Here is a 12,567-nt window from a genome sequence, read left to right on the forward strand (position 1 = left end):
TATAGAAGCAAACACACCGCGTCGTCAAATGTGCCCGCCCCGTCGACAAAACGAAATTTAGTTTATGACTCCTTGGCGACATCCGCCGTCTCAGCCTGGGCATCGTCCTCGTCCGACGCCGCCTGGGCCGCCGCAGCGATCCTGGCCAGCTTGGCCTTGACCGCAGGTGTCGAGCCGGTGGACAAGGTCTCCTTGGATGAGGAGCCATGCCCATGCTTGTTGGTCTTGACGAAGGGGTCGCCGCCTTTGACCGCATATGGGTCGGCATAGGAGGCGGAGATGGTCGGCTTGTCGTGGAGGATGAAGCCTCGACCATGACAGGTGGGGCACTCCTCGGAGAAGGCCTCGACCAGACCCTGGCCCACCCGCTTGCGGGTCATCTGCACCAGGCCCAGAGAGGTGACCTCGGCCACCTGATGCTTCGTGCGGTCCCGGGCCAGACACTCGACCAAGCGGCGCAGGACCAGATCGCGATTGGCCGGCATGACCATATCCACATAATCGATCATGATCATGCCGCCGATGTCGCGCAGACGCAGCTGCCGGGCGATCTCCTCGGAAGCCTCCAGGTTGCAGCGGGTCACCGTCTCCTCCAAGGACTTGCCCTTGCCGATGAAGCGTCCCGTGTTCACGTCGATGGTGGTCATGGCCTCGGTGCGGTCGATGACCAGGGAGCCGCCGGAGGGCAGGTAGACCTGACGCTCCATGCCCTTGCGCAGCTGGCTGTCGATGCTCCAGCGGTCGAAGACGTCCTTGCCCTGATGCTCGGCAGGATCCCAGTGCTCAAGCTTCTCCTCCAGATCGGGGGCCATGGTCTCCAAGTAATTGCGGACCCTCTCATAGACCCCCTGGCCCTGGACCACCAGCTTGGCGAAGTCGTCATTGAAAATGTCACGGACCACGCGGATGGCCACGTCCGGCTCGCCCTGCAGGAGCTTAGGACGCTTCCCGTGCAAGAACTCCTTGTGCTTGTCCTCGATCCTGCTCCACTGGCGCTGCAGGTTCTCCAGGTCCTTGGTCAGAGCCTCCTCGCTGGCTCCCTCGGCCGCGGTGCGGATGATGACGCCCATATCCTTGGGAGCCACCCTGGAGACGATGCTCTTGAGGCGGGAACGCTCACGGTCGGGCAGCTTGCGGCTGACGCCGGTCATCCCGCCCGAGGGCACCAGGACGAGGAAGCGGCCGGCCAGCGTAACCTGCGAGGTCAGCCGGGCGCCCTTGTGGCCGATGGGATCCTTGGTGACCTGAACCAGCACGGGGTCGCCGGACTTGAAGGCCAGCTCGATCCGCCTGGGCTGCCCCTCCAGACGGGTGGAATCCCAGTTGACCTCGCCAGCGTAGAGCACGCCGTTGCGGGCCTGGCCGATATCCACAAAGGCGGCCTCCATGCTGGGCAGGACGTTCTGGACCCGGCCCAGATAGATATTGCCGACAGTGGAGACCTCCTGGATATCGGAGACGTAGTGCTCGACCAGGATGTCGTCCTCAATGACCGAGATCTGAGTGTGATGTTCCTTCTCACGCACCACCATCAGGCGGTTGACGTTCTCACGGCGGGCCAGGAAGTCCTGTTCGACCAGCTGGGACTGACGGGAGCGCTCGCGGCGATTGTCCCGCCGACGCTGCTTCTTGGCCTCCAGGCGGGTGGAGCCCTCCACGTCGGTGATCTCGTCAATATATTGCTGCTTGCGTGAGCGGCGGCTGCCAGACTCCTCTGACTCGCCCTCAGCGGACTTGGAACCCCTGCGACGGCGACGACGACGGGTCAGCGGGGCCTCGTCCTCCTCATCCTTGTCTTTTTCCTGCTCGTGCCCGCGACGGCGACGACGACTGGAAGCGGACTTCTCGGACTCCTCATCATCGCTCTTCGAACGGCGACGACGGCGGGTGCGGGTCCCGGACTCCTGCAGATCCTCGTCCCGCTCCTGATCCTCGTCTGCTACGAAGGTGATGCCCTCGTGATCCAGATCCTCCTCGATGCGCTCCACCTCGTCGGCGGCTCTGCGCTCCTCTGCATTGAGCCTGCGGGAACGGCGCGAACCGCCCTCCGAAGCGTTCCTGGATTTGCTCCGGCGGGAGGGCTTGGGTGATGGCTCGACATCCTCATCCTCATCATCGCGCTCATCATGCTCAGGTCGCGAAACGGGTATGACGGGCTCCTGGAAGAGCAGCGATGTCATAGGGCGGGGACGGGAGGCGTGGGCTGCGCGCGGACGCTCAACCTGCTCCTCATCCTTTCGACCGGACCCCTGTCCGCGAACCGCAGTCAAAGACTCCACGGCTTCAAGAGCCCTCTCCTGACGATCCTGGTCAGGTTCGCCCTCCTGGGCATGCTCTTCAGTCCGTCGATGAGCGGCGGTTCGGGTGCGGCGGCGGGCGGCGGTCCTGGTTGGCTTGGACTCGCCCTCATCCTCCTGGACGTCCTGGCCGGAGTGGTCCTGCAAGTTCTGATCAGCCGACTGATCCTCCTTGGGCTTGCGGGCGCGACGACGACGGGCGGCAGAGGGCTTCGACTCGTCCTCCTCCTTGGCCTTGCGGGAGGTCTTGCGCTTCTCGGCTTCGACCTTCACAGGCACATCGGCACCAGCAGCGCCGGCCACCCTGACCACACGCCGTCCAGAGCGGCGGCGGGTGCCGGAACCAGGGGCCCCCTCGACCTGCCGTTCCTGCCCGCCGCTGATGGCGGACCTGCTATCCTTGGCATCCTCATTATTCGTTTTTTCGGGCACAATGCTCCTTGCGGCACGCCGCCTCGTGCCGCTCTCACGGTTCCGATCCGTCCTCACGCTGCACTCTCACTGCAGCCGCGCACCTGCGTACGCCCGATCGAAACGCCTTGGCAAAAAGTCTTCCTGACGCAGGCGGACACCGACGCCCGAACGGATTATTGGGTCTCCGTCCAGGGGGATCAACGCCTACGCTGCAAGTGGTCAGGCAGAACCACCGTCCTCTAGTATGGCACAGATCAGCAGCGGTCAGGTCCATTGAGCCAGTTGACCAGTATTGCTTCCAACCGGACCAGGTCATCCAGGGGCACCTGCTCATCGGCCTTGTGGGCCAGCAGAGGGTTCCCTGCGCCCAGGTTGACAGCTGGTAGGCCGAGGGCTGAAAATCGCGCCACATCAGTCCACCCCAGCTTGGCGCGAGGCTGCTGGCCTGTGGTCTGAGCAACCAGGTGCGCCAGCGAACGAGCCCAAGGCGAATCCAGACCCGGACGAGCCGCGGGCGATTCGTCGCACATGCGCACCGAAAATCCCTTGAAGACCCCACCCCGGGCCACATGCTCGCCATTGCCCAGCTCGGCGCCCGTACCCTGGCCCATCATCAGCTCCTTGGCCTGGGACAGGCTCTTGTCAGGGGCGAATCGGTAATTGACGTGCACCCGGCAGCGGTCAGGAATGACGTTGGTGCCCAGACCTCCCTCGATCATGGTGGCGTTGAGCCCCTCCCGGTAGTCCAGACCGTCCACCCGCACGGTAGCTGGGCGGTACTGCTCCAGTCGATTTAGAATAGGCGCCGCCGCGTGGATGGCGTTGCTGCCCATCCAGGCCCGGGCGGAGTGGGCCGTCGTGCCGTGGGTGATCAGATCGAAGCGCATGGTTCCGTTGCAGCCAGCCTCGATGGCGCAGTCGGTGGGCTCGCCGATGATGGCGAAGTCCCCCCGAACCCAGTCGGGATGGGCGGTCACCACTCGGCCCAGCCCGTTCAGATCGGCCTGGACCTCCTCATGGTCGTAGAAGACGAAGGTCAAGTCATAGACCGGCTTCCGCAAAGTGAGCGCCAGGTGGAGAAAGACGGCATCCGAGGCCTTCATGTCGGCGGTGCCCCTGCCATGCAGCACCCGGGAACCGGGGTGGGCGGCGGCCAGGTCGGCGCGGATGGCCGGGTCGCCGGGCTCCAGCCAGCGCGGGGGCAGGTTCCCATCAACCGGCACAGTGTCCAGATGACCGGCAAGGACGATGCGGTGGGGACGATCCAGCTGAGTGGAGGCCACGACCGTGTCGCCGAGCCGTCGGACCAAGAGGTCAGCGCGTGAGGATAGGGCCTTTTGAACGGCATCGGCCAAGGCGGTCTCCTGACCGCTGACCGAGAGCATAGAGGTCATGGACTCAAGCATCCTTGCCAGGGCCTGGGCTGGTTCAACCCCTTGGATGCCAGCGAGAAGATCGATATCCGTCTGCGTGTTCTTGACCATAGTGCCATGCTAGCGGGCCAAGGGGGCACGGATGGACCTGTAGCCCCATGAGCAAGGCCCAGGTGGCACAATGGGGGCGACGGAGGCGGCGGCACTCGGCTTGGAAGGCAGTCGTCCACCATGCGAGATGAGGAGGATGCCGGAGTGACTGGACTGCTCAGTGCCATGGAGGGATTTTTCATCATCGGCGTGGTCATCGCCGTGGGCTATGTGGCCGCCCGCTTCCATGTAGGCGGTCCCACGGCCCAGCTGGTGCTCAACAAATACTCCTTTTTTGTGTCAACGCCCTGCCTGATGTTCGCCATCCTTTCCAAGCAGAAGCTGTCAGTCATCTTCCACCCCAGCATCATTGTGGCCTTCCTGTCGGCGGCGGCCGTAGGCCTGCTCTTCGTAGCTATGAACGCCGTCAGCTTCCATCTGCCTGCTGCCGAAGCCACCATCGGCGCTCTCGACTCTCTCTATTTGAACTCCAATAACATCGGGCTGCCCGTGGCCGCATACATTCTGGGCGACCCCACTCTGGTGGCGCCTATCCTGGTCATGCAGCAGGCCCTGTTCACCCCCATCGGATTGACCGTCCTGGACGCGACCACCAGTGGCAGGCTCTCGGTCAGAACCATTCTCAAACAGCCCCTGAAGCAACCCATTCTCATCGGCTCCCTGGGCGGCATAGTGATTTCGGCCATCAGCGCCCAGACCGGCCATTTCGTCATTCCCGACTTCGTCTACAAACCCATCGACATGATCGGGCAGTCTGCTGTGCCCATGATCCTCATGGCCTTCGGCATGTCCCTGCGGGGTTCGCAACCCATGAGCCAGGGCACCAACCGTCGGGCCACCCTATGCACCGTGATCCTGAAGAATCTGATCATGCCCATAATCGCCTATCTGCTGGCCCGGTTCATGATGGGCTTCAGCGGAGCGGAGCTGTACGGGTGCGTGGTTCTGGCCGCTCTGCCTACCGGTCAGAACGTCTACAACTACGCGGCCCGTTACGAGGTGGGAACCACCTTCGCCAGGGACAGCATACTGCTGAGCACGATCAGCTCGCCTGTGGTCATCGCCCTGGTCGCTGTGCTTCTGAGCTGATGGGCGCGGTCAGGCCTCGAGCTTCTGCATAGGTCTTGTTCAGGCAGACTTCCGACGCCCTTCGGCCGCGAGAGCCTCCAAACGTTGCCGAAAATGCGGCCAGTCCTGGCCGAAGGCCTTCAGAAGGGGCAGATCCGCGACCTTGTTCATATCCACCCATTCCAAGGCGATGCTCTCATCGTCATTCATGTGCGGATCGACATGGTGGCCGGGACGCTCGAAGGCCAGGATGGTCGTGTAGCCCCAGGGACCATGGTCCTCCAGGTAGGAGCCCACAACCTGAATGTCCTCAGGGCGAATGTTGGCCTCCTCATAGCTCTCGCGCAGACCGCCCTCCAGGGGGTTCTCCCCATCGGAGATGGCGCCGCCCGGCACACCCCAGGTGCCCCCCTCGGCGCTCCAGCGTGCCCGGTGCTGCAGAAGCACGCTGACCGGTGCGCCCGTGCGGGCATCGCGCCGGGCCAGCAAGACGCCTGCAGCCCCGTTGAGTCCCCAATGTCGTTTGCCGCAGGCGCAGTCCACCCACCCGTCGCCAGGCTGATGAACGTTCTCCTCGGGGGCGACCAATCCTTCAGGACCCTGCAGCGATCCGTCAACGCGTCGCCTCTCAGGCAGAACCCGTTCGGCCCATAGGTCAGCCCAGGATATGCCCAGCTCCTGGGCCAGGGCACGCAGGGTGGGCATGCTCAATCCCATCACCCCGCTGGGATCGCCCTCGATGCTCTGAATGAAGGCGCTGCCCAACCCCTCCAAGGTGAAGGCCCCGGCCACCTCCAAGGGTTCTCCGGTGGCTACATAGGCCTGCATGGATGATTGATCGTAGTCCCCGAAGGTCACTTGAGCGCTGCTGACCGCTCGGACCCGACGGCCAGTGGCCAAATCAATCAGACAGTGGCCTGTGACCAAGGTGCCGGTCCGGCCGCGTATGGACATCAGCCGCTCCATAGCACGCTCCGGCTTGTGAGGCTTGCCCATGACGGCCCCGTCCACGCAGAACAGAGAGTCGCATCCCAGCAGAAGGGGCCCGCGCCCGGCGCCGATCATCCCGCCCCAGGTCCCGATGACCTGGCTCATGGGATTCCGGGTGGATGCACTCGAATCGTCCTGGCTCAAAGGCTTGAACGTGACCAGATCGCCCCGAGAGCGCCTTTCGGCATCCTTGACAGCGTCCATGGTCGCTTGTACAGACGATGCCTTGGCTTCGGCCAAGACACTGACGCGTTCGCGCGCATCCAGATCCTCCAGATGACAACCCAGTTTACGGGCCTGTTCAGCCAGCACAGCCGGTTCATTCACCCTGGAGGGTCGAATGATGGGGTCGATGCCAGCCTGGGAAAGAAGCCTACGTCTGGATGGAGAGGATGAGGCCAGGATAAGCGGGATATGCCTGTCTTCAGTGTTCACGATTGCCTTCCTGGTCCCGGTCCACCTGGACCCCCTTGCGATCCACGTCCAGCGACAGAATCCGCCAGCGGCCGGAATCCAGATAGTCCTTGGCGAGGGCCCGCAGCTCCTTTTCGGCATCCCCGTAGTGCAGGACGATAATGCAGGGGCCGGCTCCTGAGACGGCCGCAGCGTAACCGTGACGGCGCAGGAGCTGCAGAAGCTTGGTGGAGGAGGGCATGAGTCCGGCCCGGTATGGCTGATGGAGTCGATCCTGAGTTGCCACGAAGAGCCGGGCATTGGCCCCGGCAGCCTGCTCAGTCGCCTCGACCCCCTGGTCATCCAGTGACCCGGGGTTCAGAGCACCGGGAATCAGGGCTGCCCGTGACAGATTATGAACGGCATCCGCGTAAGGCACCCGGCCCGGCAGAGCCTGCCGGGCCTTCTGCGTGGACAGGTGAGCGCCGGGAACGAAGACCGTTGCTCTGATGGCCGGATCCACCTTGTAGCGCAGGGTGTGGTAGCCGCCCTCCAAGGGCACGCCCCCGGCTATGGGCAGGGAGCCCACCCCCTCGTCGGTAGCCAGATCGTATGAGACGGTCAGCCCCCCGTAGACGGCAGGCGCCACATTATCCGGATGTCCCTCAATCTGGGCGGCCAGTGCGAAGACGGCATCGCGGCGCAGGGGACCGGCATGTGCGAAGGCTGCAGCCGCCGCGATCCCGGCCACTATGGCCTCGGCGCTGGAACCCAGCCCCCTGGCCTGGGGTATGCGGTTGACGGCGCGCATGATGAACCCGAACCTCGGCAGTCCAAAGACCTGGCAGGCCAGCCTGAAAGTGGAGACGACCAGATGGGTCTCATCTCGAGGCAGGGTTCGTTCCCCCTCGCCCTTGATGACGACATAGGCGCTGGTGTCGCCCGGGTCCACGGAACGGGTGAAGACGATGTCGTCATGGTAGTCCAGCGCCAGGCCGACCGCATCGAAACCTGAACCCAGGTTGGCGCTGGTGGCTGGCACATGCACCCGAACAGTTGCCGGACCCTCTGTCACAGCGGCCATTATTGAGCCTGCCGATCAAAGACGCGCAGGATGGAAGCCTGCCCAGTGACCGAGTCGAAGGTGGAGATCCGCTCAACCACCTGTCGGAGGGCCACCTCATCGCACAGGTGGGTGACCACGCGCAGCTGCTGGATCTCGCCGCTGTAGCCCGGGTCGTGCAGGGTGGGCTTGATGTCCTGGTTGACTCCGTTGATGGAAATGCCTGCCTCGGAAAAGACCTGGGCGATGGCCGCCAGCACGCCAGGCTTGTCGTGGATCAGGAAGCGGACGGCAAAGGCGGCCCGGGATGAATCCAGAGGAGCCATGGGGATGTTGGCGTACATGGGGATCCCCGGCCCCATGCCATGCTGGACAATGTGGCGGGCTTCGGTGACCACATCACCTACAACGGCTGATGCGGTGGGCGCTCCGCCTGCACCCCGGCCATAGAACATGAGGTCGTCGGCGGCCTTGGCGGTGACGAAGACAGCATTGAAGCTGCCATGGACCGAGGCCAGAGGGTGGCTGTCCGGGATCAGCGCCGGGTAGACCCTGGCGGAGATGCCCTGTTCGCCGCATTCAGCCACGGCCAGAAGCTTGATGACACGGTGCTCGGTTCGCGCAGCCGCGATATCGTCGGCGGTGATGGCGCGGATTCCCTCCACTGGCACATCGTCCAGCCGCACATCGGTGTGGAATGCCAGCGTAGCCATGATGGCGGCCTTGGCAGCTGCGTCCAGCCCGTCCACATCGGCAGTCGGATCCGCCTCAGCAAAGCCCTTGTCCTGGGCATCGCGCAGAGCCTGGTCGAATTGAAGACCCTTGGTGGTCATCTCATCCAGAATGTAGTTGGTAGTCCCGTTGACGATGCCCACCAGACTGGTGATGCCGTCGCCCACCAAGGACTCCCGCAGAGGCCGCACGATGGGGATGGCACCGCCCACGGCCGCCTCGAAGTAGATGTCGACGCCCCGCTCTTCAGCAGCGCGGTAGAGCTCTGGGCCGTGCTGGGCCAGGAGGGCCTTGTTGGCGGTGACTACGCTGGCGCCGGATCCGATGGCCTTGAGCAGCAGGGTGCGGGCTGGCTCGATGCCGCCAATCAACTCGATGACGATGTCCGCCCGGGTGACCAGATCGGCCGAGTCGGTAGTCAGCAAGGATGGATCGATCCAATCATCCTTGGCCTTGTCAGGATTGAGGACGGCGATGCCCACCAACTCCAGGGGGCGGCCCACTCGACTGGCCAGATCCCGGCTCTGCTCCACCAGGAGGCGGGCGGTCTGAGAGCCCACGGTCCCGGCCCCCAGAAGCGCTATGCGTATGGGCCTGACGGCCTCCTGCTGCTGCATATTCTTGGGCATATGGATCCTCCATCCGCCCCAACGGGGCCGGTCACCGGGTGTTGCTTCATCTTAGAGAGCCAATTCGACACCCGCATTGACGCCATGAGCTGGTTCCACCGGGGCGCTGCTCATCCCTGATCCAAGGCCAGCAGGTCGTCAATGGTCTGTCGCCGCAGCATCAGATGGGCGCCGGACTGGTCCAGACCGACCACAGGAGGGATCAGGGCCTGGTTATAGTTGCTGGCCATGGTCCGTCCGTAGGCACCAGTCACCGGCACCAAAAGCAGGTCACCTCGGCGGATGTCCGCAGGCAGAAGCACCTTCTGCACCAGAATATCCCCCGATTCACAGTGCTTGCCCACCACACGGCCCTGAACCCTGTCCGCGCTGCCGTGCCGGTTGGCCAGAACAGCCGTGTATTCGGCCCCGTAGAGGGCCGGACGGATGTTGTCGCTCATGCCGCCATCAACCGAAACGTAGGTGCGCACGCTTCCGTCAGACAGGAAGACTGGCTTGACGGTGCCCACCCGATACAGGCTCATGCCGCAGGGAGCCACGATCCAGCGGCCGGGCTCGAAGGCGATGACTGGCATTGGTATGCCCAGTCGACGGTTGACGGCTGTCATGTCGGCCCCCAGACTGGTCAGGGTCTGATCCAGATCCATCCGATCCTCATCCGGAGTGTAGGGCACGGAAAAACCGCCGCCCAGATCCACCTCGGGCATCAAATATCCGTCGGTGGCCCAGAAGGTGTGCCTCAGCAGCATCATGCGTCGGGCGGCCTCGATGAAGGCCGAGGAATCATGGATCTGGGAGCCGATATGGGTATGGATGCCTACCAGTTCCAGTTCCTGCTCATGGGAGCGAATCTCCTTGAGCAGGGCGATAGCCGGTCCGTCAGCTAAAGCGGACATGGCTTTGATTCGGGCAGGATCAGCTGGTTCGTCGGATCCGTTGGCAGTCGAATACAGGGCCGAAGAGAACGGTGATACCACGGAATCGCCAGGAGCAGAGGACCGATCTTTCTTCGCGGCCGCCGAAGCATCTGCCCCGGCCTGTCCAGAGGCTCCAGGCTCAGGGCCAAGGTCCAGCAGGCCCACATCGGTGCCCTGGGGCAGCAGGGGGATGCCGAACTTCTGATCCTCATGGGCAGTCGAGATGTACTCGTGTCCGCCGGCATGCACGCCTACAGTCACCCGGAGCATGACCCTGGCACGACGCCCCTGCGCCCTTGCAGCAGCGGCGATTCGGGCAGGCTCATCAGGCGCATCGACGACGATGGCCCTATAGCCCTCCCTGACAGCCAGATCGATCTCCTGGTCGGACTTGTTGTTGCCGTGCAGAACCAGACGACGGCCAGGGGCGCCAGCAGCCTGGGCGATCAGCATCTCGCCCAGGGAACAGGTGTCGATATCCAGCCCTTCGCGCAGCATGATCCGCACGGTCTCCTTGCTGAGAAAGGCCTTGCCGGCATAGCTGACCCTGGTGGTCGCACCACCCAGGTCTCGCAGAGCAGCTTGGCGGAAGGCCGAGGCCCGTTCCGCCATCATCGCCGTATCCATCAGATACAAGGGGGTGCCGTAACGCTTGGCCAGGTCCTCCATTGAGCACCCATGCATGGTCAGCATGCCCCGGCTGTCCCGCTGCAGAGCGCCAGGCCAGAACCCGTCGGACCCCAGCCCGCACATCCGTGTTTCCATCAACGACCTCCCGGCGACTCTGAGGATTACATACGGTCCGGGGCCTGGACGCCCAGCAGTTCCAGGCCGTTGGCGATGACCTGCTGCACAGCGTCATTGAGACGCAGACGCGCCGCCGCACGGGCTGGCTGTGGATTCCTGTCCTCGTCCTGGTCCAGATCCGCTCGGCCGGTCGGCTCCATGGGCACCACGCGCTCCAGGTTGTACCAGCGGTGATAGACCCCGGCTAGCTGCTCCAGGTAGTGGGCCACCCGGTGTGGGGCCTTCTGGTCGCCGGCAGTCTGAACCACATTGGGGTAGAGGGCCAGAACGCCCAGAATATCGTTGTCAGCAGCAGTGTCCAGCAGGGACAGATCAGCTCCGGAACGGTCGATACCTGCCTGGGCTGCGTTTCGATCCACGTTTTTAGAACGGGCGTGCGCGTACTGCACGTAGTAGACGGGATTGTCGTTGGTATGCGAGGCCAGCAGGTCCAGGTCGATGTCCACGCTCTGGTTGTAGTCGGTGCGGGCCAGGGAGTACCGGGCAGCGTCCACGCCTACGGCATCCACCAGATCGTCAATGGTGACCACGTTGCCTGCCCGCTTGCTCATGCGCACGGCCTGGCCATCCTTGATGACATTGACCAGCTGGCCGATCAGGATCTGCATGTTCACCCCGGGAGTATCCCCGAAGGCCGCACAGATGGCCATCATCCGGCCGATGTAGCCGTGATGGTCGGCGCCCAGCATATAGATGGCCTCGTCGCAGGGGTCCTTGGCCCTGCGTCTCTTGTTCAGGTAGTAGGCGATGTCTGCCGCCACGTAGGCTGCGTGACCGTCGGATTTGATGATCACCCGGTCCTTGTCGTCGCCGTAGGTGGTGGAGCGGAACCAGGTAGCCCCGTCCTTCTCGAAGATGTCGCCCTTGGCCCGCAGCTCCTCAATGGCCCGGTCCACCTGGCCGGACTCATACAGACTGTTCTCATGGAACCAGACATCGAAATTGACCCGGAAGTCACGCATGGACTGCTGAATCTCTGCGAACATCATGGGCACGGCCCGGGTGCGGAAGGCCTCGCGCTGGGGGCTGTCACCCTCGGCGCCGTCCTCGTCGCGCACCCTGGGCATGGCCAGGATGTCCTGCCCCTCGTCGGCGGCTTCCTTGACCACCCGCGAGGCGATCTCATCAATATAGGAGCCCTTGTAGCCGTCAGCGGGCACGGGCTCGCCGTGCGCCGCCGCTACCAGCGAGCGGGAGAAGCGGTCAATCTGCGTGCCATGATCATTGAAGTAGTACTCCCTGACCACCTTGGCGCCGTTGGCCTCCAGGACACGGGCCATGGAATCGCCCACGGCCGCCCAGCGCGTGCCGCCGATATGGATGGGGCCCGTGGGATTGGCCGAGACGAATTCCAGATTGAGCGTGCGCCCGCTTAGGTGATCATTGCTTCCGAAAGAGGATCCCGCTTTCAGGACGGCATCGACAACGGCAGCCGCCGAGGCCGAGTCCAAGGCGATATTGATGAAGCCAGGACCTGCCACATCCACCTGCGCGATTCCATCGACCTTTCGCAGAGCCTCAGCCAAGGTCTGGCCCAGCTCGGCAGGCCTCATGCCGGCCTTCTTGGCCAACTGCATGGCGATGTTGGTGGACCAGTCCCCGTGTGAACGGTCCTTGGGACGCATGACCGCCAGATGGTCGTCATCAGGAACCATGCCGGGCTCCAGGCTTCCCAGGTGGCCTGACTGGGCCATCTGAACAGCGGTCGAAGAGATGATACGGGCAAGTGCTTCAGGACTCATGCCCTCAAGTCTAGCGACGGCGGGGACCAGC

At 63.8% G+C, this 12,567-nt stretch carries 8 protein-coding genes; 1 reads left to right on the forward strand and 7 read right to left on the reverse strand.

Going from position 1 to position 12,567, the window contains the following annotated elements; genetic code table 11:
- Positions 1 to 62: 62 nt before the first annotated feature.
- Both ACUIAD_RS01330 and dapE read right to left on the reverse strand, forming a co-directional pair.
- The gene (locus tag ACUIAD_RS01330) at positions 63 to 2,729 is read right to left on the reverse strand and encodes an Rne/Rng family ribonuclease (RefSeq protein WP_445343424.1); all 2,667 of its coding nucleotides are present in this window, start codon (positions 2,727 to 2,729) and stop codon (positions 63 to 65) included.
- A gap of 236 nt (positions 2,730 to 2,965) precedes the next feature.
- Positions 2,966 to 4,195, reverse strand: coding sequence for a succinyl-diaminopimelate desuccinylase (gene dapE, locus ACUIAD_RS01335; RefSeq protein WP_445343425.1), 1,230 nt, complete (start codon positions 4,193 to 4,195; stop codon positions 2,966 to 2,968).
- A 144-nt stretch (positions 4,196 to 4,339) separates the two neighbouring features.
- Here dapE and ACUIAD_RS01340 point away from each other — a divergent pair, with 144 nt between their 5' ends.
- A complete protein-coding gene (locus ACUIAD_RS01340) occupies positions 4,340 to 5,284 on the forward strand; it encodes an AEC family transporter (RefSeq protein ID WP_110452823.1) in 945 nt (314 codons plus the stop codon).
- A gap of 39 nt (positions 5,285 to 5,323) precedes the next feature.
- Here the strand turns inward: ACUIAD_RS01340 and ACUIAD_RS01345 are convergent, their stop codons facing one another.
- From ACUIAD_RS01345 to argS, 5 genes are all read right to left on the reverse strand, one after another.
- On the reverse strand, positions 5,324 to 6,688 hold the full coding sequence (locus tag ACUIAD_RS01345; RefSeq protein ID WP_445343427.1) for a Maf family nucleotide pyrophosphatase: 1,365 nt from the start codon (positions 6,686 to 6,688) through the stop codon (positions 5,324 to 5,326).
- Positions 6,678 to 7,730 carry a homoserine kinase gene (gene thrB, locus ACUIAD_RS01350; RefSeq protein ID WP_445343428.1) on the reverse strand — a complete coding sequence of 351 codons (1,053 nt, stop codon included), beginning with the start codon at positions 7,728 to 7,730 and terminating at the stop codon, positions 6,678 to 6,680. The genes ACUIAD_RS01345 and thrB overlap by 11 nt, the downstream gene beginning before the upstream one ends.
- Positions 7,730 to 9,070 (reverse strand): homoserine dehydrogenase, encoded by a 1,341-nt coding sequence (locus ACUIAD_RS01355; protein ID WP_445343429.1) that lies wholly within the window; start codon positions 9,068 to 9,070, stop codon positions 7,730 to 7,732. Before ACUIAD_RS01355 ends, thrB begins: the two co-directional genes overlap by 1 nt.
- Before the next feature lie 110 nt (positions 9,071 to 9,180).
- Positions 9,181 to 10,752, reverse strand: a complete 1,572-nt coding sequence (locus tag ACUIAD_RS01360; protein ID WP_445343430.1) for a diaminopimelate decarboxylase family protein — start codon at positions 10,750 to 10,752, stop codon at positions 9,181 to 9,183.
- A 26-nt stretch (positions 10,753 to 10,778) separates the two neighbouring features.
- A complete protein-coding gene (argS, locus tag ACUIAD_RS01365; protein ID WP_445343431.1) occupies positions 10,779 to 12,536 on the reverse strand; it encodes an arginine--tRNA ligase in 1,758 nt (585 codons plus the stop codon).
- Positions 12,537 to 12,567 lie beyond the last annotated feature (31 nt).

It is taken from the genome of Bifidobacterium sp. ESL0819, assembly GCF_052606245.1.